Genomic DNA, 26,137 nt, shown 5'->3' with positions numbered 1-26,137 from the left:
CTCGCAAGGCATTAAATTCTTAGCGATTACAAGAAACTACAAAAAACATTTTGCAAGAAATGAAAGCAAAAGGAGGAGAACCTCCTTTTGCTAAAAAGAAACTCAGCTTATTTAATTAAACCGACTTCTTTGTAATACTTCACAGCACCAGGATGAAGAGGTGCTGATAACGCATCCTTAACCATATCTTCTTTTTCTAGGTTTTCAAAAGCAGGGTGAAGTCGCTTAAAGCTATCAAAGTTTTCAAACACAGCCTTGGTCACCTGATAGATCACATCTTCAGGAACATTAGATGACGTAACAAATGTTGCGCCTACACCAAACGTAGAAACATCATTATCCGTTCCACGGTACATGCCACCAGGAATTGTCGCCTTACGGAAATATGGATTCTCAGTAATAAGTTTATCTACTGCAGGACCGCTAACAGGCACAATCACGCTATCGCAAGATGTTGTCGCTTCTTTAATAGCTCCAGAAGGAATACCAACAACATAAACCATTGCATCTATTTTGTTGTCGCAAAGTGCTTTTGACTGCTCTGAAGGCTTAAGTTCAGATGCTAGCTTAAAGCTATCCATCGTCCAACCATTCTCAGCCATCAATAATTCCATTGTTGCACGCTGACCAGAGCCTGCGTTACCAACGTTAACGCGCTTACCTTTTAGGTCTTCAAACGTTTTGATATTGGCATCTTTACGCGCCACAACAGTGAACGGTTCTGGGTGAACAGAGAAAACTGCGCGCAAATCTTTGTTGGCGCCTGAGTCTGCAAACTTACTTGTTCCGTTATATGCATGGAATTGCCAGTCACTCTGGACAATACCCATATCTAGCTCGCCTTCACGAATAGTATTCAAGTTATAGATAGACCCACCGGTACTCTCTACTGAACAACGAATACCATGCTCTTTACGAGATTTATTAACCAAGCGACAGATTGCTCCACCCGTTGGGTAATATACTCCGGTAACACCGCCTGTACCGATAGTGATAAAGCGCTGCTCTTTAGGCGTCGCATTGATCCCACTTGAAGCTGCAATACCTACGGTAGCCGCTATAATGACTGAAGCTAATTTCGTTTTTAGAGCCATATTCATTTTCCCTTTATTTACCTTTATTTATAATTCCCCATCTTCTTACGAAATGAGATTAAACATTGGTCTTGATATACGCACATAGCGTTACACACGTTAAAAACTAGCCTATAAATGCAATTAAATAAAGGAGTTAGTGTCAATTAAGCATAAACAAGCGATATATTTCTTATTATTTAAATAATAGCGAGCACCTAAAACAAAAAAAAGCCCGTATAAACGGGCTTTTTGATGTCACTTTATTTAGCTTGCATTTGCTTCAGCTTTCTTAGCCTTTGCAACCATTTTATCAGGACGTAATAAGAATCTCGCCAGCGCCGGTAGCAGCCAAAGGGATCCTACCATATTCCATAAGAACATAAAGAACAAAAGTATCCCCATGTCTGCTTGGAACTTAATCGGTGAGAAGATCCAAGTAAAGACACCTACTCCCAACGTAACCCCTGTAAATGCAACCGCCTTACCAGTGGTGCGTAATGTTTCAAAGTATGCTTCCTGAAGTGGTTTACCCTCAATCAGCAACTTCTCTAAGCGAGTATAAATATAGATACCATAATCGACACCAATACCCACACCAAGCGCAATAACCGGTAAGGTCGCCACTTTAACACCAATGCCTAATTGAGCCATCAGCGCCTCACATAAGACTGACGTTAAGGCTAGCGGCGTAACAATACAAATTACAGCTCTAATCGATCTAAATGTGATAAAGCAAAGAGTACTCACTACGGCATACACAAAAAACAACATCATGTCTTTCGCTTTAGAGATTACCTGGTTTGTAGCAGCTTCAACACCCGCGTTACCTGCACCCAGTAAGAACGTAAAGTCCTCGCTTGGGTTATCTGCCACAAACTTCTCAACGGTATTCACAACACTATCTAATGTCTCTGCTTTATGATCTTTTAAGAATGCTAAAACAGGCGTCATATCACAATTGGTATTAATTAAACCTGCAGGAGCACGCTGAATTGACGAGTTGATAATGCTTTGGTTACGAGATAGATCAAACCACTTGAAGTTACCTTCATTAAGCGCCTTAGTCACCAACTTAGAAACAGTCACCAAAGATGCTGTTGACTCAACACCAGGCGAGTTTTCAAGGGTCCACTGCAATCTATCCATCGCATCCATTACACGATAGTTAGTACATTGCTCTTTCTCAGTCTCAACCATAATAACCAAGACATCGGCACTAGTACTGTAGTTACTGATAATGTACTCATTATCAACGTTGTATCTAGAGTCTGCACGCAACTCAGGCGCACCCTTATCTAAGTCACCAATTTTAAGATCTTTCTGGTAGTAGATACCAATACCAAAACCTAAAATCGCAATTAAAATAGAGATAGGTGCAACACTCGGGTGCGAGAAAAATGACAATAAACGCCATTTACGGTCTTGTTTTTCACCGTGATTTTGAACGTGCCTAATGCCCCCCTTACTAATACCTACATAAGACATAACAAGCGGATGAAGCACAAGATTTGTTACGATAATTACAGCTACACCAATACCCGCAGCAACAGCCAAATCTCTAATTACATCAATTTGGATAAATAGCAGTGTTAAGAAACCAATTGCATCACTCACCAACGCCAACATCCCTGGAATATAGAGCTGCCTAAATGCCAATCTTGAAGACGTCATCGGGTCAAACCCTTTCGCCGCTTCAACAGCCATTTGGTTAACTATTTGAACACCGTGACTTATCCCAATCGCAAATACCAAGAACGGAACCAGTACAGAGTATGGGTCCATACCGTAGCCAAGCAATTTCAATATACCTAGCTGCCAAAACACAGCGACTAGTGACGTTAAAACAGGAATAATCGTTCCTGCTAAACAACGGGAATACCAGAATAAAAATAAAGTCGTTAACGTGATAGTTACCAAAGCAAACATTGCAATGGAACCAATCCCTTCTATTAAGTCACCTACTTTTTTTGCAAAACCGATAATATGAATATTAATGTTCGGGTCTGATTTACCATATTTCTCACGAATCTTTTCTTCTAATTCTAAAGAAAATGCTTTGTAGTCTAATGGCTCATTTGTTTCTGGATTTATTTCAAATAGCGGCGCATAAATAATGGTGGACTTAAAGTTATCTGCAACAATACTTCCCACTTGACCAGACTTTAATATGTTCTGCCTTAACGCTTCTAAGCTATCTCTTGACCCATCATAACCGTCTGGAATCACAGGGCCGCCCTGAAACCCCTCTTCTGTTACTTCTACCCAGCGGACATTTGGTGTCCATATCGATTTTAGCCCTGCTCTATTAACCCCTGAGAGATAGAACATCTCATCAGTGACCTTTTGCAGCATGCTCATGTATTCTTCAGTGAAAATATCACCGTCTTCGACAGCAACCGCTATCTTGATAGAGTTACCTAGATTTTCTAAGTCCGACCTATTCTCGAGCATATTAATGATAAATGGATGCTCAAGCGGGATCAGCCTCTCGAATGACGCATCAGGCTTGATCTTGACTGCGTTGTAACCCAAAAACACAGTTAAGAACAGAAACATAACCAATATAATAAAACGGTTATTAAAGATAATACGTTCTAGGAAGGGTTCAGCCTTCGGTGTCAGTAGATAGTGTTCACCCTTATCATGCTTGGGGTTTGACATTCACTATTCCTCTTGCTCAAAAAAGCGACAAATTCATTTTTAACATTGGGCATTTCAAACACTCTAACGAGTAATTATCAAAGCCTAAATAATTTATTAAAAACGTCTAAAAAAATTAATCCAAGTGCTCAACAAATATTAGTGGTATTACAAGTTACGCCCTGTCGGACCACTAATATCTATACCGTGCTCACCCACCAACAAGAAATTTCCATTTTCCAATAAATATACCGATGTAACGGCTTGCCTGTTATCTCTAACGATGGCCTGAAAGGACTCACCAGCATTGCCGCTTACTAAGACAATCCCTGAATTACCCACCACCGCAACAATCCCATCGTCGCCATACTGAGCCGCTATCAAGGTAGCCTCATTACCGCTATGTATTCGTGTCCAGTTAGCGCCTAAATCTATTGAGCGGTAGAGATTTCCTCTCAGCCCAAACACCAGCACTTCGTTAACATTGCCTGTACCGCTAACACCGAAAAAAGAGCCTTCATAGGGGCTTTCTACACGCTCCCACGTACTGCCTTTATCGTTACTTCTAAAAATATTACCTGCTTCACCTACGATGAACAGCGAACCGCCCACTATTTCATTGATGGCATTTAAATGGAAGCGATCTTGGTTATCAATACGGTTTGATGCATTGGTCCAGGTCTTGCCCCCATCCTTTGTTTCAAAGAAGAAACCATAAGCCCCTATAGCAAAACCTTTAAGCTCGCTTTCAAACCAAACATCCAATAACGGTTTACTGGGTCCCGTCTCAGCATCAAACTCTGCATCTTCTAGCCCAAACTGAGCTTCTTCTAGCTTGAACTCAATCTCACCCTGCATATCTTCAGGCGCCGTTTCCAAATCACGTTCTAAGTTGGCTATGCGTTGCTCCGCTTGCTCAATAACTTGCTGATTAGCCAAGTTGCCATCAAACTGTTTAGTCCAACTCTCACCTGCATCACTTGAATGCAAAATGATAGCGCCATGCCCAACAGCCCAACCCTGAGTACTTGTGGGAAAGTGAACCGCTGTTAGTGTTACAGATACGGGAACGCTCGCTTGTACCCAACTCTCACCTTGATCATCAGAATAGATAATATGCCCGCGTTCACCTACTGCAACCAAACGCTTTCCTGCAGCCGAAACATCTAACAACAACGACTGATCAGCTATCTGTGTTGTCATTGAAGGGGTGTCCAATACATCATCCAACGCATACACCTTGGAAGAAATACAAATAGTAAACAGAGAAAAAACCAATAACTGTGTAAACAGCTTATGAAAGCAGTGTCTCATTAGAGAAGCCTTTGTTATAACGATAGTATCATTTAGGATAGTAAAAACCGTTCCGTTCGCAACTAATCCTTTGCTTTAAATATAAAATAGGGAAAGCGCCTTAAGACACTCTCCCTTAAATCTACCAATAATTACCGGCCTCTTCTTCTGAGAGATGACGGTTTGAAGTAACGTGAATTCGGTACTTTATTTTCAAATATACGGGTTTCACGCTCCTCTGAATCTAGCCCTTGCACATGATAACGACGAGCCTGCAGGTCATAAAACACATCTAGCGCCGTCCACACACCAGGCAGTTCATAAAAGTTTTTCAAGAATGCAACACTGACACGCCACAGCTCGTCACGGTTATCATATTGATCAACCATTGTTGCGTTCCAGCTATCTTCATCTAGATAAAATACACGCTTTTTATAAATATGACGCTCTCCTTTTTTAAGGTTCGCTTCAACAACATGTACTCGGTGCAACTCCCATCGTGTTAGCTCAGGGTTAATATGTGATACGCCCAACAAATCACTATATTTAACATCACCTTGGCTCATTCTGTAATTATTGTAAGGGATATAAACTTCTTTTAACCCCTTATATGTCCAGTTATATCGATCTGGAGCACCATTGAATAAGTCGGTGTCATCAGCTGTACGTAAATTATCAGATGCTGCAATAGGCGAATCATAAGCAAGGTTTGGTGCACGACGTACACGACGCTGACCAGAATTATAACCCCATGCCTGACGCGGTTCTTTCACCTGATCCATCGTTTCGTGAATCAATACTGCCCCACCCGCTAAACGAGCAGGTGACTTAGTAAAAGAGAGGTAGTAGAAGAGAATATTCTTCAGTGTCTTTTCACTACCTTCTGGGTTGTAATAGTTAAAAAAGAGCTCCTGCTGCGAGGTCACGGGTGTAAAGTCACCGTTGCGCTGTACGTTAACCTCTGACGAGCGACGGGTTACAAACACGCCACGCCAGCGGGTGTTGTGGTTCCAGATAGCCTGCAGCCCTTTTTCACTCTCATCCCCACTCAGTAAAGGGAAAGGAATACCGCCATAGGCTTTTTTGATACCTGCACCACCTCTGACCAATTCAGCTTGGGTCGCATTTTTAAACGTGTTATCAGCAACCCACTCAGGTGCTGCGTGAGTACGCCTGGATTGATACACAGGCATTTGATAGGTAGTAGGGTATGTTTTAAAAAGCGCTAACTGACCAGCTGTTAGCTTATCTTTATACTTTTCAACATTTTGTGCGGTAATGGTAAATAATATTTTATCGCCTGGAAAAGGGTCGATATGGTGCTGACCAGATTTTTTATATCCGTCCGGAGCAACCGTTAAGCCACCTGTCCATTCGGGAATTGTCTTTTCTTCATTCCCTGATTTAATGCCCCCAAAAGGTGTTAAATCGCCTTTTAATTTCTGAGCTTCTTGAGAAGAGACTTTTGCGTTAGCACCTGCTGAAAAAAGCGAGAATACAATCAAGCTACTCAGCAGTATATTTCTTTTCTGCATATTATTACCTAGTACAAATCAAAGTTGATGATCGGTATAAAACCTAACACCTGTGAATATAAATTCACGGTTATATTTTCCGTAAGCAATTTTATTATTGTTATGTCACTTTTTTTATTATAACTACGGCCAAATCTATATCAGGTTGGAGCCTACCCCTCCGCCTGAGTTTTACTCTAGCTACTCGATATTGCGCGCTTTTTCATCCCGCTAAATACCTAAGTAACACTTACTCTTCTCTACGTTTTTTTATTACCCAATACACATTCATGCATAGGCGATAAGAATCTAACCCTACAGTTAATCTGAGAAAGCACTGCTTACCCTATCTATTTTTAGCATATTTTGGCGGTCTGTCTATCAGTCCAAAGTGCTATTTTTGTTACTTTATGCTTTTTGACACCACTTCATAGACGTCTTTAGATAGGTTTTCTTCGCTTAAAATCCGATGCAACTGTGCTTGCATGAGCGCCTGCCGTTCTTGATTAAACTTTTTACCGCGCGTTAAGGGTGTCACCAATCTTGATGCAATTTGCGGATTAAGCTTATTTAGCTTAATCACGTTATCCGCTAAAAACTGATACCCCTCACCACTTAAATTATGGAAGTTAATAAGATTGTGATTACAAAAGGCACCAATGACAGACCTCACCTTATTTGGATTTTTAATATCAAAAGCCTCGTGCGTCATTAAGCGCTTAACAGCCTCTAAGGTTCCAGATTTAGCGCTAGTACACTGAATAGATAGCCACTGCTCAACAACCTGAGGATCTGCCTTCCACTTTGCATAAAACGTATTAAGCGCAGATTCACGCTGCGAAACAAAGTCCGAATTAACCAACGCAATTAACGCGGCACTTTCATCCGTCATATTAGTAGCGCTTACAAATTGTTTCTCTGCGAGCACAAGCGCATCAGAATCACCTGCAGACAGTAAAATATTAAGCGCTGAGTTTTTCAAAGATCGACGAGCGATTGAGTTAAAGTCTGCGCTATATGCAGCGCCAACATCAGTGTTTTCCTGATAGCATCTCAACAACTCAATCTTAAGCTTTTCAGCAAGCGTATCACGCACAAGGTTTCTGGCATGATGTATCGCCTCAATATTAGCCTCATCTGCCAACTCAATAAGATATGACTCTGTTGGTAACATCAGCATCTTTGACAGTAGCGCCTTATCTATTGACTTGCTCACTAGCAAGCCCCTATAGGCATTAACCAAGCGCGCATCAACATTAAGCGCTCGCCCATGCATGTAGTCTTCTGCAATTGACTGAATAATATCAGCCGAAAGCCGTTGACCTGCATCCCAACGATTAAAGCCATCAGTCTCATTCATCATCAAAAAAAGCAGTTGGTCACGACTGAATGTATTTTTAACTTTTACGGGTGCCGAAAAGCCTCGCAAAAGCGAGGGTACAGGTTCTTTTTCTATATGCTGAAATTTAAAGGTTTGCTCTGTTTCTACAAAATCCAACACCAACTCTGTAGGCGCATTTGCAAATACTGCATCATCATTTTGTATCAAAGGAATATTGCAGCCATTGCTATCCAGTAATGCAAAAGTAAACGGAATATGAAAAGGCTTCTCATCCGCATCACCTTCCGTTGAGGGGCATGACTGTGAAAGCGTTAGCGTAAATAGTTGAGCTTGCTCATCGTATTGATAGTCAACATCAATAACGGGCGTACCGGCAATATCATACCAGCGTTTGAATTGTGTTAAGTCTTTCCCACTGGCATCTTGCATTGCTTGAACAAAGTCGTCAGTCGTTACTGCTTGCCCATCATGACGCTCAAAGTAGAGGTCACTTCCTTTTCGGAACAACTCTTCACCTAGCAATCGATGAATCATGCCAACAACTTCCGCGCCCTTCTCATAAATCGTTAAGGTATAAAAGTTGGATATTTCAATAAAAGACGACGGTCTAACAGGATGAGACATAGGCCCTGAATCTTCAGCAAATTGGGCAGTACGAAGCAAGTTAACGTCTTCGATACGCTTAACTGTTCGAGAGTTCATATCTGCGGAGAACTCAGCATCTCTAAAAACAGTAAACCCTTCTTTAAGACTTAACTGAAACCAGTCTCGACACGTTACTCTATTCCCGGACCAATTATGGAAATACTCATGCGCCACAATCGCCTCAATGCGTTGATAGGTCGAATCGGTTGCAGTATCAGGCTTTGCCAGCACACAAGATGAGTTAAATATATTTAACCCCTTGTTTTCCATCGCCCCCATATTAAAGTCATCAACCGCTACGATCATGAATATATCTAGATCATATTCACGCCCATACACGTCTTCGTCCCATTTCATTGATGCCTTTAAAGAACTCAGTGCGTGCTCACACTTATCTTTATTTTGTGGCTCTACAAACATCCGCAATGAAACCTTTCGCCCAGATGCGGTTACGTATTGATCGTCAATATTTAAAAGATCACCTGCCACTAAGGCAAATAAATAACATGGCTTTCTGAACGGGTCTTCCCATCTTACAAAATGACGACCGGACTCCAGATCACCACGCTCAACCTCATTACCATTCGACAAAAGCACTGGGTATAGGGTTTTATCTGCCGTAATTGTAGTGGTAAAGCGAGACATAACATCTGGTCGGTCGAGGTAGTAAGTAATCCTTCTGAATCCTTCTGCCTCACACTGTGTGCAAAACATAGAAGAGGACTTATAAAGCCCCTCTAGGCAGGTAATCTCCTGGGGTTTAATCAGCGTCTCACATTCTAATAAGAACGTATCAGCAACACCGATAACCTTGAGACCTTCCTCAGTTACCGCGTATTGCCCCTCTGATAAAGCAACGCCATCAATCGCGATGGATACTAATTCAAGATCAACCCCATCAAGAGTCAAGTCACTTGTTGTGAGCTCTGCTTCAGGGTTTCGCCGTACACTTAATCGAGACTTAACTGTAGCGCCCTGTTCATTTAAGTCAAAATGAAGAACTGTTTCATCAATTAAAAATGGAGGTTTTTGATAATCTTTAAGGAAAATGGTGCGTGGCTGAGCTTCTTTCATTCCCTGACCTACTTATTAGAATTAATAGATATTTTTTTTAGCAAAATCAAGATATTAATATATTTATATGATATTACAGGTTATAGCTAATAACTGAAAATCTCAACATGATAGGACCCGAACTTCCGTATATTGATGCAGCCATTATCAAGTATTAAGTACTGCCCCTTAATTCCCACGAGTTGCCCCGATACTTCAGGCGTTTTATCTAAATTAAGCGACACCACCTTTTCTGGCCATACATCTACCGGATATTCCATTGGCGTTTTTTTCTGTGTTTCGACCAACTCAACCGTTTCCTCTGGAAACTCAGACTTAATCTGCTTAATGTCTTCTTCGACCAAAGCAAGTAAGCGGTCACGTTCAGCTAACATATCCATTTCAGCAACCTGTCCTTTTAGCATGGCCCGCCAATTGGTCCTATCGGTGACATGTTTTTTAAAGGCAACCTCCACCAAACCAGACAAATGACGTGTTGACACTCTAAAAACCGGAATCGCTTCTATCGCACCTTGATCAATCCATCGTGTTGGCACCTGGGTCTCGCGGGTGATCCCCACTTTTATACCTGATGAATTAGCTAAGTAGACGATATGAGGTGTCATGCAGTGTTTATCACCCCACTCTGGCTCACGACAAGTACCTGCGGCATAGTGGCATTTTTCAGGACTCATGATGCAAGTGTCGCATGATGCAAGCTTTGTAAAGCAAGGATAACAATGCCCCTGAGCAAAACTTTTATTGGTCTTTCTTCCGCAATTTGTGCAGGTAATCTTGCCTTGATACTGAATCTTAATCTGTGTCCCAATAAGCTCATTTAGGTTCAATGAAGCATCACCTAATGTCAGGCTATAACTGACGGGTTGTTCCAACGAAACAACCATTTTTGACAAAGGACCTTCACCGAGTAGTGCCACGTTAGCCGCCTATATTCTCAACAATATATTTCTTAAAAAGCGTTAGACATTAACACTAATACGCCATCAACAACGTATTAGCCAACCTTAATGACCTCAACGTCATTAGTGCCTGCAGATGTCGCGCAAGGCGTTGCCTCAACTTTAGCTCTGTCGATAAAACCGATTCGGTCTGACTCCGCTATATTGGCTTGGTTTTCATAATAAATAACCGCCTGCATAGAGATCTCTTTCTGATCACGCGTCAGTACTCGACCATCTGGCCATTTACCTAGTTCTAGAGCAGTACGTAAATTTTTATAAATTTGTGGGTCTATTTTCTGAACAATCTCTTCAAATGTCATGACAGTAATCCATAAAAAGGGAGGCAGGACTATATCATACAGAGTGAGGAACGAGCCATTGTTTCACTGTTACCGTCGGTAAAATGAATATTATTTTGATAGCAACTAGCATTGCAGAGATTAAGAAAATGCAGCCAAAAGATTGAAACAATAAAATAATGAAAAGAAATTAGACTAATACTATTTACAAGACAAATGATAATGATTATCATTTGTCTTGAGTGTTAAAGCTCTACTGATCTCTCTCATCAGGAACTTCACAGATTGTGACCCCCTCTCCCAAAGAGGGGTTTTTTTATTAATTATTACCGCCTAAATACTATTCTCTTTGGCCCCCGTCTTACATAAAACTATATAGGCATACAGCATCCCTGTCAGCAGTCCAAATAAATGCGCCGAGTTAGCCATCCTCCCTAGCAAGAGTGTCTCAGTTAATGATGTATAGCCAATCACTAACCAAACAACACTAATCCCCATTATGGCAGGTGGGAACGTTAACTCACCTGGTCTTTTTCGACACCACAACCAGCAGTAACCCACCAACCCATAAACAACACCAGACATCCCCCCAAACAAAGGGCCCGCTTCTAGATATTGCGCAATATTAGGGACAGCAGAGCAGATTAAGAACAACATTAAAAACCGCCCCTTACCCTGCAAAGACTCAACCTGTCCGCCTAAAAACCAAAACATTAACATATTAAAAATAAGGTGTAGGCTACTAAAGTGAAGAAAATCAGGTGAAATGAGCCGCCACAACTGAAGATCAGCAAGCGTAGAAAGCAGCAAGCTTAGCTTCGTGGTTGCTAGCGAGACATCAACCCCGCTAGGGTCTACTATCATCATCGCTCGCAGTATAGGCCCGCCCTCTCCAAAGCCAGTTAATAAAGCAATAATCATAGAAAGACATATAAATGCAAATGTTATAGGCGCCTGCGATAAGGTGGGTCTTGGCATTACGGCAGCAGAAGACCTTACAGTGAAGGTAAGTTGGGCACTATAGGCATCTACCTGTGATTTAAAGTCATCATCACTCAGATAGCGATCAAGTGCCGCTCTAACTGAAGGCTCCGCTTCAGCGGCTTCGACCCATACAACCTGAACACCCTTCTCTTCCGCTATCCGATGCAGAACTCGTTGACTACTTAGCCAACGACTAAAAAGCAGCAGATCAACACCTATATCAACTTCACTTACTTTTTCCACTACACCCGCCTTGCCTTTGCGTAATCACATTTCTGGCTTTTCTACATCAACCCAAACAAATTTATCTTTAGATAGCTTTTTTTCACCATCCATTTGATAGGCGACGAGCTTGCCATATTTAACCGCGCTGTAATCTAGACAAGCAATATTATTTTGAATAGGTCGCGGAGGGCCAGACATCCAGTAGTGCCCCACAAATACTGGCGGTTGCTCAGCATCATAGCTAAGTAACCGATCTTTCTCTTTTTCTGTCAGTTCGTGTTGCGCGATGTGTTCAGGTAGAGGATCTGGCTGAAACACAATATCCTGATAGACTTGCGGATCATCATTCCAAAACTTAGTACGGAAGAAGTGTCGAGTAAAGCCATCCTTTCCTACAATATATTCAGAGTTAGGCAGCCGCATATCAGTTCCGCGCAATAATCGATCCATCATCTGCCCGGCAAAACTATCTTTCACCGTTGAGGCATGTAAAAAGTCTTCGTCAATCAAGTTTCCGCCATAGCGGTCTTTAAATTGCGTAATCAACCCATCATCCCAACAAGCATGGACAGCCCGAAAGTCTTCTAATTCTAAAAATATCGGAATTTGATAAAACCAATCCAAAAAGTCATTCCACTCAGACGGATATGCTTCAAACTGGTCAAGGGTTTCTCTAATCAGCCGTTTATGCCGGTCATTATGCTCTCTCAGGTAGGTTTGCCCGCTACCGGGCCTTGCTCGAGTACAATAACCTAATGCATTGTATTCGTGGTTTCCCATCACAATATAAGCTGAACCACGCTCGACCATATCTCGGACAATATGCAAGCTCTCACGGATCCGCGGCCCTCGATCTATAATATCGCCAATAAATACAGCCTTCCGATTAGCATGCTGATAAACACCGTTTTTCTTACGGTACCCTAACTGCTCCAGCAGCTTAACTAATGTCATCATGCATCCATGCACATCACCAATCAGGTCATAACCTTGTGATTTTGCCACTATTCCTCCAGCATATAATCATCACCAGCCACTCGTGCAACTGCCAAACAGTAAACCATCATCATTTATATAATCAGCTTGCATTAGGGGGATCAACTTACGTCGTACCTAAGTTATGCGCCCACCCAAGCTTTTTTCTACAGGTTTCATAGAAGTTATGGCTTGTTGGGTGTATTAATCTGACTTTATAAGGTCTTTTGTAAATGTTGACGACATCCCCTGGCGCTACCGGCAAGTCGGTTTGGCCATCACAGCTAACCTGAGGGTATATTTCATTACCCTCACCGATAATGATTTTAATTTCACTATTGCCATCCACCACAATTGGTCGACTACTCAATGTATGAGGAAACATAGGTACTAGCACAATAGCATCTAGCCTAGGGTGCAATAATGGCCCCCCGGCAGACAATGAATAGGCTGTTGAACCGGTAGGGGTCGATACAATCAGGCCATCTGAACGCTGACTGTAAACAAACTGCCCTTCTACAAACAAATCAAAGCCAATCATACGCGTAGACTTTCCTGGATGAAGCACTATATCGTTCAACCCAGAACCATACGCGATAGGCTCACCATTACGTTTGACCGTAACATCCAACAAAAAGCGTCGTTCCTCAACATATTCGCCATTGAGAACACTACCTACTTTCTCCTCTAGCTCATTTGGAGATATATCTGTTAGAAACCCGAGCCGCCCCCTGTTAACACCCAACAACGGAACATTGGATTTTGCCAACTCCCTTGCTGCGCCCAGCAGGCTACCGTCCCCTCCAACAACAATAACAAGGTCACACACCTCACCCATCATTTTAACACTGCTCACCTGCAGACCATGACCTGGCAGCAACGTAGACGTGTTTTCCTCAATGATCATGTGGTAGCCTTCATTGAGGAGATACTTTTTTAGGGTACGAAGCGTTTCAACAACTTTTACGCTGCCCATTCGGCCGATCAGCCCAATATTACGAAAGTGGTCCATAGTGTCTTTTATATACCTCCGGCGGTGTATTAACTCCATACTAACGGAAAAAACAGTCCAACGGAAAGAGCGAACCAACGAAAAGATTACGCCAACGAGATGATTGTACAAACAATATGCAAAATAAATGCGTAAGAGACCTCGCTTGGGTTGTTACTAGCCCATCACTCATTATACAAAAAGCTAATTGGCCAACCGTCGTCGATGCAGCGCATGACAAATGGGTTGATCAGTGGCTTTTATCATTAGACCAAAACCCCTCTCCGCTACTGAAACACCTTTCACATGAAAAATCTCACTTTTTAGGCCCCTACTTTGAATCGTTATGGGCGTTTTACCTACTTTCAAGCCCAAGGTTTGAGCTGATTGCCAAAAATCTACAAGCTAATACTGCCGCACGAACAGAAGGTGAGTTTGACTTTATAGTCTTAGACAAAGAAAGAGAGCAATACTTACACCAAGAGATAGCCATCAAGTTTTATTTAGGTTTCAGCAAAAAAAACCAGCTAGAATTTTCGGACGGTGAGAATATTTGGCTAGGCCCTCAATGCAGAGATCGCCTAGACTTAAAAATGAGCAAAATGATTAACACTCAGCTCCAGCTATCTCAGCTAGACAGTGGAAAACAGGCGCTGAGCACAATCAACATAGATCCAATAGCCACGTCTATAGAGCCGCAAATAATTATTAAAGGTTATCTTTTTTACCCTTCTACCCCCTCGGTCGTTTCACCCAATTATTGCAACGAAGCTCATCAAAGAGGCCTATGGTTTACACTTAAAGAGTTTACGACTTACATTGAAGAAAACAATGTTGATGCATGGGCCATGCTGACTAAATCAGAGTGGGTCAGTGCCTATACTGTAAATAATAGCGTTAACGAAAATACCCATAATAACGATGAACAAGGCAGCCTATTCTTTAATAGCATTGAGATGCTAGAAGCTGTCACAAAAAAGGTTAAAACCGAGAGTCGACCTTGGATGATTGCATGCCTAACAAAGCAACATGAACGCTACACTGAAGCACTTAGACTATTCGTCGTACCTGATAACTGGCCACACACAAGCGAACCCACCAGCATTTAAAGCAACTTAAGCCCTCTTCTCCCCTGAAGACCGCCAGTGTGAACAGCAACAATACGCTGCCCTCTATTAAAATAGCCCATCTTGATTTGATCAAAAATTCCGTAAAACATTTTTGCGGTATAAACCTGCTCCAACGGTATTTCAAAGCGCCCTTCAAACCAAGCAATAAAACTCAGAAGCTCAGGTCTAACTTTAGCAAAGCCACCAAAGTGATAGTCATGAACCATTTCAAACATAGGGGCCTCTTTATTATTGAGCTCATCCGAGGTATAACCATGACTTAATTGATACTGATTAATCAATACCTTAATGTCATCTTCTAGATATTGGCCACCCTTGAGCGCACTATACCCCAAACACGAAACAGCAGAGTCAGCACCTGCAATCAAACCAGAGAGCGTTCCACCTGACCCCACAGCACAACACAGATAATCACACCACTGAAGTCGACCAAGAACAGCACTCGCAACCTCTGACATTCCTTGCACCGCTAAAGTATTACTCCCTCCTTCTGGAACAAGATAGAACTCACCTAGCTGATCATGTAAGGATTGAAGAAATTTCGGGGAGGTTTTCTCGCGATATTCAATACGAGAGACAGGTAAAAAAGACATCCCCCACAACTCACAGTCTTGCAAGGTTGCATTATAAGGGGACACTAACTCACCCCTTATTACCGCAGTAGACTTCAACCCCAAACGATGACAAGCAGCCGCTAATGCATGAAGATGATTTGAATAAGCACCGCCAAAGCTAACCACATGGGTCGCACCCTGATCGAGCGCCTGCAACAAGTTGTACTTAAGCTTAAACCACTTATTCCCTGATATCAGCGGGTCAACGAGGTCGAGCCTTGCCACCCAAAGCTCAACACCAGAGTCATCTAACAGTTCACAGTTAAGCGAGATAACCGGTATATCTTTAGGTTCTTTCAACCAAGCAGCTGCGATAGAGCCCTCAGCCATAACGCTCGCTCACCGCATTTCGTTGTCGCTTAATCAACTCGGTGTCTCGAACAATGATCACTAACCCCTTCCTCAAAATCACCTGGATTGCTAATTAACTTAAGCGATGCCCCACACAATTCGCCATCACCTTTCTTGTAGCAACAAACAGGGTTGTCTTGATGGTCTAGCCACTTCTTATAGACCTCCTCTGTCACATAACACTTAGAGGCCACATATTTTAATGGGCTTTCAACATATCGATAAATATCTGAGAATGGCACCGTGACATGACCTGCCCCTGGGTGATACGCCACAAACACAACCTCCAGCTCTTGCAATTTGGCCATCATGCTTTCACGCTCAGTTTGCTCTGTTGTCGCTTTCAGCTCTTCTAGCTCCGCACGCAACAACTCTTGTTTCTCTTCTCGGTAAACAGCCTCTATATCACGTCTATCCAGCTGCTCTTTTAAGATAACTAACTCTGCTTCAAGCTTCTGCCTCTCTAGCCCTTCAATTTCGGCTACCTCCGCATGCTTGAGCTTATCTTCGAGATCAGATAGATGCGTGGTTTGATTAGACACTTTGTCTTGAAGGCCCAGAAATTGCTGATTTCGATTAAAGAGTTTTTCTTGCAACTGCTCATTAATTACTTTTAGTTTTTCAACGCTTAACTCAAGGTTCTGGATTCTTGTTTTATATGCTTGAGACTGTAATGTATTCTGCCGTTGAAACTCTTCTTTCTGAGCCTGCCGGTGTGACTCAAGCGTTTTAATTCTTAAACGTTGGTTTTTGATCAAACGTGCAAGCTTTAAACGATGTTCTGTGTCATCCGCCTCACTATCAACTTTGGTGGTAATCGTTGGAATTAAGTCAGCTTCAAACGGCTGAAGTGTCGGCACATTTTCTTCAACACTAACGCTCTTAAACCCCAAACGATTCTTTTCTACTGCCTTTTTAATAGCGGCAAAGTGGCTAGAGCCGGGCGTCATATCCGGGTCCCACAACTCCTTTTGATGCCAATTAATAGAACACTGACTTCGACAAGATAGCCGAATGGCTCCGCCCCCCATATCGGGGCCACCACCAGAAATAGACGCTAACCGCTCAATAGGAATATTCCACTCGGGGTCAGCGCGACCTTCATCATCAAAATAAATTAAGAAGAATACCAACGCCTCAACTTGCAACTGACCATTTACAACCACATAGACGGCTTTGGCTTCTTTATCTGCCATATCTGATAAACCGACATAACCATCCAAGATTGCCTCGAATTCAGAAAACAACATCTGCCGACTAACCGTATTACCTTCCATGAAAAAAACGGCAACAGATGTATCCGACTTCAGACTTCCCATAACTTCCTCAAAATTCACATAATAGTTGCAAGTGTAACACCAATGCCGTTTGCGCCAATCATGCTAATTCAACATTGATTTAAACTATAGTTTAGAACAGATCACAACCTATCACTGTGATGCGCCATGCATGCTAACAAATCTTAGTCAAAAAATAATTGGCACACTTTGCTCGAACCTGAATTTCAGCGAGATAAAACGCATAGGAATAAATCGACTAGATACGACAGGGCTGTCAGCAGCACTCTAAAGCTGTACATCTTATAAAATTTACAAATAGCCAAGCTTTAAAGTGGGCAGGGATAACAAAAAGTAAGGAAATACTCAGAAAATAACAAGAAAGGAAACACTCACTTAAATTATGGATGCCTACATCTCTACGGCATCATCAATTTCATCATCATCCATCTCATCAAACATTAACTCTAGAATATCGTCTTCGTAATCACTCATAATTTTTTCTCTTTATACAATTTTTTATTAAATGAACGACTTTATTAAGCCCGTTCAAACACATACTACAAGCAGTAAGCATTACTGAGGTGAGACAATCGCTGCTTGATGATAGAAAGTGTAATAGAAGAGTATTTCAGAAAAATTAAACTAATATTAAAGTTTTATTACATCGAAGATAAACAAAAGAATTTAGCTACAGATATGCTGACTGGATAAAATTTTAATGGCGGACCGGACGGGACTCGAACCCGCGACCCCCGGCGTGACAGGCCGGTATTCTAACCAACTGAACTACCGGTCCGCATCAAATTTTAATATTTAGCTTTTATACTAAATTGGTGGGTGGTACAGGGATCGAACCTGTGACCCTCGCCTTGTAAGGGCGATGCTCTCCCAGCTGAGCTAACCACCCAGTGGATTGTTTATTAATTGGCGGACCGGACGGGACTCGAACCCGCGACCCCCGGCGTGACAGGCCGGTATTCTAACCAACTGAACTACCGGTCCGCAACAACATCAAAACATTCACTTTATCCAATATTGGTGGGTGGTACAGGGATCGAACCTGTGACCCTCGCCTTGTAAGGGCGATGCTCTCCCAGCTGAGCTAACCACCCCAACCCGTATTGGAGATGCGCATTCTACTGATTCTTGGCAGAGTGTCAAATGCATTCTTACAACTTTTATAAAAAAAGAGGCCTATTTTTAAAAATAGTTAAAAAAACCGAATAATTGCTTATATTTTAAGCGACTAAGAAGACCTTTTACCTACCGAATAAATTATAGAGTCGACTGGTAAATACTTTATACCCTGTCTATATTTTAAAAGGTCAGATACTGATACGTCTCAAGAGAGTAACCACAGGATTCATCACGAATGGAAACTGGCAAAGCCAAGTAAATAGACAAGGAGAGAAAAATGGGACGTCCGCAAGAAATTCACTTTCAAGGTAGGCATTATCAGGTCGATATTGTAAAAAAAATGCTATCAGAAGAAATCAACCTTTACGAAAGACGTCTAATAATCATTAAACGTGCCTCATTAAAAGGTCAAGAGAGCCTAATAAAGACCTATCAAGATATGATTGACGCTAGAGTTAATATATTAAATCAACTCAGCAAGATGACTTACACGCGCTCTAACTAGACCCACAATCGCTTACACAGACATAAACAATACCCTCCCTGCATATAAATGTAAGGGGGGTCACTATAAACTCATCACTGCACCCGCTTAGCTACTTTTTCGACCGAACACTCTGAGTCGCTTTGCTACTAGAGCTACCATTCTTCTGCTGTGAAGCTTTTGTCTTACCTTTAACCGACTTTTTCTGTGCACCCTTTGCTTTTTGCTCCAACTGCTCTCTAGATACAGCACTTTTTCTAAAAGAAGGGATCGCCTTATCTGCCAATGACTGATTAAAGTCATCCAACGCCGTTTGAGCTCGTTGATATCCACCTTCAAGAGTTGTCTTTACTGCAGGGTGAATCTCTTTTATGAGCTCATTGCCCCCCCCCTTTCGTAGCTCGTCTGCTTTACTGTACGCATCTTCATATACAGCTCTCACACTATCTGCAAATTCTCGAGCCTTCTCTAGTCGATCTGCAATTACACGTTTTACACTCATAACACTCTCCACAACACACTATATATCCTTACAACGCTTCTTGCTGCGGCTCTTCTTCTTGCTGCTTATTACCAAACGGCCACCACCACTTTGTCTTCCCTTTATTCTCTTCTGCCGCCAGTGCTAACAAGTAATTCTCTCGTTCTTTTTCAAGTTCTTTGAGCTCGATATCGGCTTCAGTTCGTTTTGTTGGGCCTCCACCGAACGGCCAATACCACTTAGTGCTTTTCCAGTGACCATCCGCTTTTAACTGTTCCAACTCTTCTTCTTTAGCGAGCTCTAATCTTGCCTTTTCTTTTTCATAGGCGTCTTTTTTATTTTGCTCAACAATAGACGTACCGGCTGAGTTTTTAGCAAAAGGGGGTTCATTCTCAATAAAACGAGTTTTTACTATTTCTTTAATCGCCACATCACGCGAGACTAGCTGCATATCACCTTGAGCCAAGGTATCTTCTGGGTCTAAATCAGGATTAGGCTGTGATGGTGCTTGTATTTCTGAGTAACGGAAGTAATAAACCTTACCCGCTTCTAAATCAAACTCTGCGTCTACTATTTTACTCAGCGAGAAGCTGCCAATCCCTTCAAACCCTAGCAACAACCCTATCGGCCTTCTCATTGTTATTTGTTTAGGCCCTGGCGCCATCTCTAACCACGTAAACCCATTAGCACGCAGACTCACATAACGATGATCATCGATAAATACACTTGGAGCATCAATTTCTTCCGAAGCCCAACGACTATCGGGGCGATAAAAATAAACCATCGCATTATTTGTCGAGTCCCACTGGTCATTAGGGATATGCACAAACTGCTCCCCCGTTACAGACACCAAAAAAGCGCCGCCGTGCTTTTCAAACGCCATATACAAACAACCTGTCTGAAAAGTGACAATGACTGCAACAAATGCAATTTGTAAAATTCTTTTTAACATATTAAGTAAACTCCAAGATCTAAGCACTAATACTTTTCTAGTTAGATTTAGTTACAGCATTAGCGGTAATCTGCCCATATTAACAAACTTATGATGCAAAAATTGAGAAGCACCTCAAGTCATAGGATACATTTTGAAACAATTCGAGAATATTAACCTTTAACAAGACAGAAATCGTTGCATTACATTTCAGCCATCAACTCAACAACCCACTACCCACTACCGACTACCGACTACCGACTACCGACTACCAAAAACTATGCAACCAAAAACCTTCGTCTATACTTGAAAAAACGCTAGTTATAGGTTGTGGGTTATCATCAGCATAATGAGCAGCACAGCAATAATTTAAAGGTCATTGTTTTATGTCGGGTAATCATGCCAAGCAAGCAGTGGCCGCAGCACAAATTGCCTCAGAGCTTCACCTTGCTCAAAAGGTCGCTAAACAACTTGCTATTTCATCCAAAAACGCAAGGGCCATCGTTTTAAGGGCGGGCAGTCAAGCAGCCGGCCTTGCCGTTATCGCAAATTTTTACGATGAATTAGCAAGCGAAACCATCAGCTTAGCAAAATCAATTAACATTATGGCGCTTGATATATCGACACATTCTGTGACCGAGTGGAGAAACAGTGTCGTTTTAAACAAGCTGAACACTGCGTTTAAACTCGCAGAATCCGCTATTTATAAAAATGACATCACCTTTACTATGTCTAAAATCACCAACACGCAAAAATCCCTAAACTATGATTTCGGCAAATTAATTAACGATCTAGGCAATAAGCTGGACGAAATACAACAACACATGAGAGCCATTGATGTGATCGCGGTCACCTCAAAGCTTGAAGCAGTTCGAACAGGTGAATTTCAAGGTCATTTAGTTGAAATGGCGGACAGCATTCAGGTAATGGCCAATAAAATTAAAGAGCACATCTCTCGCTCAATATCATTATTGGGAACCCCAAGATAACACTATGACAGAGAACAACTAAAAATGCTGGCAACAACGCTCTACAATAAAAGTCATCGATGGATCATATTTGGCCGAGACCCAGGAAAGCCGGAAAAAATAATTGATACCAACCAAGTGCTAATTACGTCTGGCGAGCATTCAATTTTGCTCGACCCAGGCGGTATAGAGCTATTTGCGCCCATGCTGGCTGCAACCCTCAAATATGTGCCGATAGATCATATCACTCATATATTTGCATCTCACCAAGACCCAGACATTATTTCATCTCTTGGGTTATGGGATCAGGTAGTGCCAAACGCCAAACTCCACTGTCCCTGGCTTTGGGAAGGCTTTGTTCGCCATTTTGGAATGAATAATATTGAGTACACGCCAATTAAAGATCAGGGTGGAACGATTAAAGTCGGCAACATAGAGCTGCAATTTATCCCCGCTCATTATCTTCATTCTTCGGGTAATTTTAATGTTTATGACCCGGTCGCTAAAATACTTTTTTCGGGCGATATAGGCGCTGCACTTGAAGCACCCGATGCACCTTTTGAGATCGAAGACTTCAACGAACAAATTGACAAAATGCAGCTCTTCCACCAGCGCTGGATGCCATCAAACAGAGCTAAGCAGGACTGGATACGCCGCATTAGAAAACTAGACATTGACATCATGATCCCACAACACGGTCGAATATTCAGAGGGGAAAATGTCGGGAAGTTTCTCGATTGGTTTGAAGCGTTAGAAGTGGGCGTCGCTATACAGTAGAAAAGAAAAGAAAAGAAAAGAACAGCCGAATACACCTTAAGCAAGCGCCATTCGGCTAAGTGCCTTTTTATATCGCGCAGATCGAGCATAATTGGCTACACTCATAATACCCCGATCCCTCTTCCATGCCGCTGCAACAGGTGAGCTAACGCCTTCCCACTCATCATCATAGTTATCTAGCCAACACGCCAGCTTAGCCGCTTGATCAAACATTAATATATGTGCCATTGGCTCATCAGCATCCATCTGCTGCAAGCCTACTAACGTTACCAGTATCGACATAATTTCTACCTTAGACGACACAGGCCACTGATTCGTCAGCGCTAGTTTTAATAGATACCCTGTCAATGAAATAAATACATTGATATCTTCAAACCACCGAAATGGTTTTACAAAGTTGGCATAACCATCACCTGGGTAAATATCCTTACCCTCTACCAATACCGAGTCGAATGTAACAGCCCCATGACTCACATCAGGAATAAAAGGTAAAGGCGGGTGCGTTAAAACATCCACCCCAGAAGCAGACACATCCACTTTAACGAGCTTGATTTGGTTACGCCCATCACCCGATAGACCCGACTTTGCCGCCACAAGAAGCCACTTAGCATTACAAGCCATGGTTACAAAGTCTTTTTTCCCAGTAAGCATCCATTGCCCATCGCGCTTTTTAGTTAAAGATGTCTGCATTGCCTGAGGATGCGCACTTTTATTTTCTGTCACACAAAAGGCGGCCAAATATTCCTGAGTATCCAACCCAGTTAAACGCTGTATCGCAACTTCATACCCAAAAACAAATGCCTGACCCGCACTATTAGCGTAAAAGCCACCTTGCAGAGCACTTAGTCCTTGGGTTTCTAACCCTTCAGTATCGACCCTCATCTTCCGATACCATTCAACAAGGGGTAAATCGTCAGCACCTTTAAGATAAGGTTGCTGTATCAATTTCTGTAGCAAATGCTCAACGGATTTATGCTTTGTCATTATTCACCTATTAAAGGGTCTTCTGTATTTACACTAGACAAGCATACAGGCTCTATGAGCCTAAGGCGCTGCCGTTGGTTGAGACGACTTGATTGATAATTGAAGATCATTTAATCGACGATCTATCGCTACAATACGCTCATTCAATTGTAACCTTGATGCATCAATCGCCTCGATAGCCACTTCATTTAAACGAACTCTGCCTTCAACCGCTTTGGTGTCTTTTAGTTTATCGATACTTTGTCTAATTTCTGCAATTGCACTACCTGAAGCATCCTCAATAGATTTCAACTGACCCAGCAACTGACTGTTTTGCTCCCTTAACAATGACACTTCTGTCTGCAACGCTGCAGTAGAAGCCGTTTCTTTATCTATTTTAGCGGTAAGGCTATCAACCTTGCTCACTAGCGCCTCAACCCCTTTAGCTTGCTTGCTAACCGTTGAACTAATGGACTTTAGTTCTGTACCCTGCTGCTTTATATCGCCATTATTTGCAGCAATAGCCTTTCTGTTTCGGTCATACGCAATACCCCAAAGCTTACGAATTTCCGATTCGAGAAATGCCATCTTTTTTTGCGCCCCAGTATCACTTTCGATCAGTTCTGCACCGGTCTCACTCAACTCACCTTCGAGCCTTGCCATTAACAACTTACTTTGTCTCACAAACACTAATGCATCTTGCAGCTCAGCAGTAGTTGCCTTTAGCACCTGCTTCTGCTGATAGCTTTCCCAGCCGAACCAAGACACCACACCCGCAATAACGACCAACATTAACCACACAAGCATAGGACTACTTGATTTAGTGGTTTTTGGGGCTTTGGGCGGCTTAGATGCTGTTGTTTTTGCAGCGCCTTTCTTGTCTGCACTTATACTTGGGTTAGCTTTTTGCTTTCCAGCCCCCTTGCCCGTATTTCGACTTCGCTGAAAGTTGTCGACTTCATCTCTGTCGGGTCTTAAGCCTTCCATTTAAACTCCTTAACCTTCACTTTTTATATAAGAATCTGCTTATTTACTGTAAACAATTATCTGTTTACCCGCGGTCAAAGTAAATTGGGTTTGCATGGTAATCGCTGAATCACTACTATATGCCCTTTTTTCTGGCTAATATTCATTCAATCACTGCTTATCATTCAGTTTTTCGAAAGACTAAACGTTTTCTAAGCGATTCTGAATGATATTGAATAGTAGTCGCAATACGCATTGATTTATCTTGAGGACACAAAATGCAACCACTTGTTGGCCTAATCATGGGTTCAAAGTCAGACTGGCCCACCATGGAAAACGCCGCAACGATGCTTGATAAATTAGGTATCGCTTACGAAGCCAAGGTTGTTTCAGCGCATCGTACACCCGATTTACTATTTGATTATGCTAAAAGCGCTGAGTCCAAAGGTATTCAAGTTATTATTGCGGGTGCGGGTGGTGCTGCCCACCTACCAGGCATGGTCGCGTCCCAAACATCATTGCCTGTGCTAGGAGTTCCTGTTCAGTCGCGTACACTTAACGGTGTTGATTCTTTATTATCCATTGCCCAAATGCCGGGCGGAGTGGCCGTTGGCACACTTGCAATAGGCAAAGCAGGCGCAACTAACGCAGGTTTACTTGCCGGCCAGATTCTGGCACTGCAAAACCCATCAATCAAAAAAGCAGTTGATGAATTTAGAGCTAATCAAACTCAAACTATTTTGGACAACCCTGACCCTAGAGGCGAGTCAAAGAGAGTAGCAAAATGAAAATAGGCGTATTGGGTGCAGGTCAATTAGGGCGAATGCTTGCCATTGCAGGTTACCCTTTAGAAATGTCATTTAGCTTTTACGATACCAGCGGCTCACCTAGTGTTGGTTTTGGAGATATCATTGTCGATAAAGGCGGATCGGGTGATCAGTTAGAAAACTTTCTTCAAAATGTTGATGTGGTTACCTATGAGTTTGAGCATTTACCGCTTGAGCTCACTCAAGCCATCGAAAAACAAAAACCGCTTTATCCCTCTTCGAAGTCTATTGAAGTCTGTCAAAATAGATCGAAAGAAAAAGCATTATTTAAAACCCTAGGCATCCCTACTGCCAACTACCGTATCGCCACAAGTGCCGACGAACTCGCACAAGCTGCAACGGAACTCGGTTGCCCAGTCGTTGCCAAGTCAGTCACTGAAGGTTATGACGGTAAAGGTCAAGCGGTGCTTAGAGATGTTGCAGACGCTCAAACCGCTTGGAATTCAATCAATCACGACGCAGTTATCGTTGAATCATTTATAAATTTTTCGCGTGAACTATCTATCATCGCTGCGCGATCGACTAACGGCGAAGTCGCTTTTTACCCATTAGCTGAAAACAACCATCATGACGGTATATTGCGTTATTCAATCGCGCCTGCCCCAAAAGTATCAATGGAGCTTCAGAAGCAAGCCCAGAGCTACATCAAAGCACTGATTAACGAATTGAACCATGTCGGAGTGCTGACGCTGGAACTTTTCGAAACACCTGAAGGCTTAATGGCGAACGAAATGGCCCCTAGGGTTCATAACTCAGGGCACTGGTCTATCGAAGGTGCAGCAAGCAGTCAATTTGAAAACCACCTTAGAGCTATCGCGGGTTTACCATTAGGTAACACTGATGCCAACAAGCCTACCTGCATGATCAACATCATTGCAGAAAAAGGTGACAAAGAAGCCATTCTTAAACTCCCCTATGCCCACCTTCACCTTTACGGCAAAGAAGAGCGTAAAGGCAGAAAACTAGGTCATGTAACAGTTCAGGCTGACAGCTATGAAGAGCTAGCTTGGAGAGTTAAAAATGTTGCTTCATTTTTACCTGGCAGCCCCGATTTTATATCGTCCATCAGTTAAAATAGAACCTACAATAAAACCACTTTCGCCAACTATTAAGAATTTATAATAGTTGGCGACCCCCTTATCGGCTCGATATCTAGATAAGCTGCGATTTCAGTGCTATTATCTCGTCACAACTAGATTTGATGTACATCAAAAATAGCATCAGACTTT

General features: G+C 42.3%; 22 protein-coding genes and 4 tRNA genes. 6 read left to right on the top strand and 20 right to left on the bottom strand.

Going from position 1 to position 26,137, the window contains the following annotated elements; genetic code table 11:
• Positions 1-107: 107 nt before the first annotated feature.
• The 10 genes from NKI27_RS06850 to NKI27_RS06805 all read right to left on the bottom strand — a co-directional run bounded on the left by NKI27_RS06850 (position 108) and on the right by NKI27_RS06805 (position 14,020).
• Entirely contained in the window at positions 108-1,094 is a 987-nt protein-coding gene (locus tag NKI27_RS06850; RefSeq protein ID WP_265048931.1) for a TAXI family TRAP transporter solute-binding subunit, read from the bottom strand.
• Between the two features lie 246 nt (positions 1,095-1,340).
• Entirely contained in the window at positions 1,341-3,737 is a 2,397-nt protein-coding gene (locus NKI27_RS06845; RefSeq protein WP_265048930.1) for an efflux RND transporter permease subunit, read from the bottom strand.
• Positions 3,738-3,884: 147 nt separating this feature from the next.
• A complete protein-coding gene (locus tag NKI27_RS06840; RefSeq protein WP_265048929.1) occupies positions 3,885-4,946 on the bottom strand; it encodes a WD40/YVTN/BNR-like repeat-containing protein in 1,062 nt (353 codons plus the stop codon).
• A 215-nt stretch (positions 4,947-5,161) separates the two neighbouring features.
• Positions 5,162-6,544: a DUF1329 domain-containing protein gene (locus NKI27_RS06835; RefSeq protein ID WP_265048928.1), complete on the bottom strand. Its 1,383-nt coding sequence runs from the start codon at positions 6,542-6,544 to the stop codon at positions 5,162-5,164.
• Positions 6,545-6,926: 382 nt separating this feature from the next.
• Positions 6,927-9,584, bottom strand: coding sequence for an aminopeptidase N (gene pepN / locus NKI27_RS06830; protein ID WP_265048927.1), 2,658 nt, complete (start codon positions 9,582-9,584; stop codon positions 6,927-6,929).
• Positions 9,585-9,670: 86 nt separating this feature from the next.
• The gene (locus NKI27_RS06825; RefSeq protein ID WP_265049482.1) at positions 9,671-10,468 is read right to left on the bottom strand and encodes a DUF2797 domain-containing protein; all 798 of its coding nucleotides are present in this window, start codon (positions 10,466-10,468) and stop codon (positions 9,671-9,673) included.
• Between the two features lie 110 nt (positions 10,469-10,578).
• Positions 10,579-10,845 carry a YeaC family protein gene (locus NKI27_RS06820; protein ID WP_265048926.1) on the bottom strand — a complete coding sequence of 89 codons (267 nt, stop codon included), beginning with the start codon at positions 10,843-10,845 and terminating at the stop codon, positions 10,579-10,581.
• A 312-nt stretch (positions 10,846-11,157) separates the two neighbouring features.
• Complete coding sequence (locus tag NKI27_RS06815; RefSeq protein ID WP_265048925.1) at positions 11,158-12,051, bottom strand: rhomboid family intramembrane serine protease; 894 nt, start codon at positions 12,049-12,051, stop codon at positions 11,158-11,160.
• 24 nt (positions 12,052-12,075) lie between these two features.
• The gene (locus NKI27_RS06810) at positions 12,076-13,038 is read right to left on the bottom strand and encodes a metallophosphoesterase (protein WP_265048924.1); all 963 of its coding nucleotides are present in this window, start codon (positions 13,036-13,038) and stop codon (positions 12,076-12,078) included.
• Between the two features lie 97 nt (positions 13,039-13,135).
• The gene (locus NKI27_RS06805; protein WP_265048923.1) at positions 13,136-14,020 is read right to left on the bottom strand and encodes an NAD(+) kinase; all 885 of its coding nucleotides are present in this window, start codon (positions 14,018-14,020) and stop codon (positions 13,136-13,138) included.
• Positions 14,021-14,136: 116 nt separating this feature from the next.
• On the opposite strand from NKI27_RS06805, the gene NKI27_RS06800 reads away from it, so the two are divergent.
• Positions 14,137-15,108, top strand: coding sequence for a DUF1853 family protein (locus NKI27_RS06800; RefSeq protein ID WP_265048922.1), 972 nt, complete (start codon positions 14,137-14,139; stop codon positions 15,106-15,108).
• On the opposite strand, the gene NKI27_RS06795 is transcribed toward NKI27_RS06800, so the two are convergent.
• The 6 genes from NKI27_RS06795 to NKI27_RS06770 form a co-directional block, all read right to left on the bottom strand.
• Complete coding sequence (locus tag NKI27_RS06795; protein ID WP_265048921.1) at positions 15,105-16,073, bottom strand: 1-aminocyclopropane-1-carboxylate deaminase/D-cysteine desulfhydrase; 969 nt, start codon at positions 16,071-16,073, stop codon at positions 15,105-15,107. The two genes, NKI27_RS06800 and NKI27_RS06795, sit on opposite strands and share 4 nt — an antisense overlap.
• A 29-nt stretch (positions 16,074-16,102) precedes the next feature.
• Positions 16,103-17,413 carry a hypothetical protein gene (locus NKI27_RS06790; RefSeq protein ID WP_265048920.1) on the bottom strand — a complete coding sequence of 437 codons (1,311 nt, stop codon included), beginning with the start codon at positions 17,411-17,413 and terminating at the stop codon, positions 16,103-16,105.
• 680 nt (positions 17,414-18,093) lie between these two features.
• A tRNA-Asp gene (locus NKI27_RS06785) sits at positions 18,094-18,170 on the bottom strand.
• A gap of 35 nt (positions 18,171-18,205) precedes the next feature.
• Positions 18,206-18,281: transfer RNA gene (locus NKI27_RS06780), tRNA-Val, on the bottom strand.
• 18 nt (positions 18,282-18,299) lie between these two features.
• Positions 18,300-18,376: transfer RNA gene (locus NKI27_RS06775), tRNA-Asp, on the bottom strand.
• 34 nt (positions 18,377-18,410) lie between these two features.
• Positions 18,411-18,486, bottom strand: a tRNA-Val gene (locus tag NKI27_RS06770).
• A gap of 302 nt (positions 18,487-18,788) precedes the next feature.
• On the opposite strand from NKI27_RS06770, the gene NKI27_RS06765 reads away from it, so the two are divergent.
• A complete protein-coding gene (locus tag NKI27_RS06765) occupies positions 18,789-19,016 on the top strand; it encodes a hypothetical protein (RefSeq protein ID WP_265048919.1) in 228 nt (75 codons plus the stop codon).
• 91 nt (positions 19,017-19,107) lie between these two features.
• Here NKI27_RS06765 and NKI27_RS06760 read toward each other — a convergent pair whose 3' ends face one another.
• Positions 19,108-19,497, bottom strand: coding sequence for a hypothetical protein (locus NKI27_RS06760; RefSeq protein ID WP_265048918.1), 390 nt, complete (start codon positions 19,495-19,497; stop codon positions 19,108-19,110).
• A gap of 28 nt (positions 19,498-19,525) precedes the next feature.
• Positions 19,526-20,428 (bottom strand): DUF2846 domain-containing protein, encoded by a 903-nt coding sequence (locus NKI27_RS06755; protein ID WP_265048917.1) that lies wholly within the window; start codon positions 20,426-20,428, stop codon positions 19,526-19,528.
• A gap of 365 nt (positions 20,429-20,793) precedes the next feature.
• Here NKI27_RS06755 and NKI27_RS06750 point away from each other — a divergent pair, with 365 nt between their 5' ends.
• The gene (locus tag NKI27_RS06750; RefSeq protein WP_265048916.1) at positions 20,794-21,396 is read left to right on the top strand and encodes a hypothetical protein; all 603 of its coding nucleotides are present in this window, start codon (positions 20,794-20,796) and stop codon (positions 21,394-21,396) included.
• A 24-nt stretch (positions 21,397-21,420) separates the two neighbouring features.
• Positions 21,421-22,152, top strand: coding sequence for an FprA family A-type flavoprotein (locus tag NKI27_RS06745; RefSeq protein WP_265048915.1), 732 nt, complete (start codon positions 21,421-21,423; stop codon positions 22,150-22,152).
• Positions 22,153-22,188: 36 nt separating this feature from the next.
• On the opposite strand, the gene NKI27_RS06740 is transcribed toward NKI27_RS06745, so the two are convergent.
• Complete coding sequence (locus NKI27_RS06740) at positions 22,189-23,136, bottom strand: acyl-CoA dehydrogenase family protein (protein ID WP_265048914.1); 948 nt, start codon at positions 23,134-23,136, stop codon at positions 22,189-22,191.
• Positions 23,137-23,196: 60 nt separating this feature from the next.
• Entirely contained in the window at positions 23,197-24,102 is a 906-nt protein-coding gene (locus NKI27_RS06735; RefSeq protein WP_265048913.1) for a hypothetical protein, read from the bottom strand.
• Positions 24,103-24,359: 257 nt separating this feature from the next.
• Between NKI27_RS06735 and purE the strand changes: the two genes are divergently transcribed.
• Both purE and NKI27_RS06725 read left to right on the top strand, forming a co-directional pair.
• The gene (purE, locus tag NKI27_RS06730; protein WP_265048912.1) at positions 24,360-24,869 is read left to right on the top strand and encodes a 5-(carboxyamino)imidazole ribonucleotide mutase; all 510 of its coding nucleotides are present in this window, start codon (positions 24,360-24,362) and stop codon (positions 24,867-24,869) included.
• A complete protein-coding gene (locus NKI27_RS06725) occupies positions 24,866-25,981 on the top strand; it encodes a 5-(carboxyamino)imidazole ribonucleotide synthase (protein ID WP_265048911.1) in 1,116 nt (371 codons plus the stop codon). Before purE ends, NKI27_RS06725 begins: the two co-directional genes overlap by 4 nt.
• Positions 25,982-26,137 lie beyond the last annotated feature (156 nt).

This window comes from Alkalimarinus alittae (assembly GCF_026016465.1).
GTDB classification, from domain to species: domain Bacteria; phylum Pseudomonadota; class Gammaproteobacteria; order Pseudomonadales; family Oleiphilaceae; genus Alkalimarinus; species Alkalimarinus alittae.
Note: the sequence above shows the minus strand (reverse complement) of the source record. Positions and strands in the feature narration are given on the sequence as shown.

What these genes read in the sequence shown, in the direction of transcription:
- NKI27_RS06850 (WP_265048931.1), bottom strand. Translation starts at nt 1,094, where the DNA reads ATGGCTCTAAAAACGAAATTAGCTTCAGTCATTATAGCGGCTACCGTA.
- NKI27_RS06845 (WP_265048930.1), bottom strand. Translation starts at nt 3,737, where the DNA reads ATGTCAAACCCCAAGCATGATAAGGGTGAACACTATCTACTGACACCG.
- NKI27_RS06835 (WP_265048928.1), bottom strand. Translation starts at nt 6,544, where the DNA reads ATGCAGAAAAGAAATATACTGCTGAGTAGCTTGATTGTATTCTCGCTT.
- pepN (WP_265048927.1), bottom strand. Translation starts at nt 9,584, where the DNA reads ATGAAAGAAGCTCAGCCACGCACCATTTTCCTTAAAGATTATCAAAAA.
- NKI27_RS06825 (WP_265049482.1), bottom strand. Translation starts at nt 10,468, where the DNA reads ATGGTTGTTTCGTTGGAACAACCCGTCAGTTATAGCCTGACATTAGGT.
- NKI27_RS06820 (WP_265048926.1), bottom strand. Translation starts at nt 10,845, where the DNA reads ATGACATTTGAAGAGATTGTTCAGAAAATAGACCCACAAATTTATAAA.
- NKI27_RS06805 (WP_265048923.1), bottom strand. Translation starts at nt 14,020, where the DNA reads ATGGACCACTTTCGTAATATTGGGCTGATCGGCCGAATGGGCAGCGTA.
- NKI27_RS06800 (WP_265048922.1), top strand. Translation starts at nt 14,137, where the DNA reads ATGCAAAATAAATGCGTAAGAGACCTCGCTTGGGTTGTTACTAGCCCA.
- NKI27_RS06795 (WP_265048921.1), bottom strand. Translation starts at nt 16,073, where the DNA reads ATGGCTGAGGGCTCTATCGCAGCTGCTTGGTTGAAAGAACCTAAAGAT.
- NKI27_RS06790 (WP_265048920.1), bottom strand. Translation starts at nt 17,413, where the DNA reads ATGGGAAGTCTGAAGTCGGATACATCTGTTGCCGTTTTTTTCATGGAA.
- NKI27_RS06765 (WP_265048919.1), top strand. Translation starts at nt 18,789, where the DNA reads ATGGGACGTCCGCAAGAAATTCACTTTCAAGGTAGGCATTATCAGGTC.
- NKI27_RS06760 (WP_265048918.1), bottom strand. Translation starts at nt 19,497, where the DNA reads ATGAGTGTAAAACGTGTAATTGCAGATCGACTAGAGAAGGCTCGAGAA.
- NKI27_RS06755 (WP_265048917.1), bottom strand. Translation starts at nt 20,428, where the DNA reads ATGTTAAAAAGAATTTTACAAATTGCATTTGTTGCAGTCATTGTCACT.
- NKI27_RS06750 (WP_265048916.1), top strand. Translation starts at nt 20,794, where the DNA reads ATGTCGGGTAATCATGCCAAGCAAGCAGTGGCCGCAGCACAAATTGCC.
- NKI27_RS06745 (WP_265048915.1), top strand. Translation starts at nt 21,421, where the DNA reads ATGCTGGCAACAACGCTCTACAATAAAAGTCATCGATGGATCATATTT.
- NKI27_RS06740 (WP_265048914.1), bottom strand. Translation starts at nt 23,136, where the DNA reads ATGACAAAGCATAAATCCGTTGAGCATTTGCTACAGAAATTGATACAG.
- NKI27_RS06735 (WP_265048913.1), bottom strand. Translation starts at nt 24,102, where the DNA reads ATGGAAGGCTTAAGACCCGACAGAGATGAAGTCGACAACTTTCAGCGA.
- purE (WP_265048912.1), top strand. Translation starts at nt 24,360, where the DNA reads ATGCAACCACTTGTTGGCCTAATCATGGGTTCAAAGTCAGACTGGCCC.
- NKI27_RS06725 (WP_265048911.1), top strand. Translation starts at nt 24,866, where the DNA reads ATGAAAATAGGCGTATTGGGTGCAGGTCAATTAGGGCGAATGCTTGCC.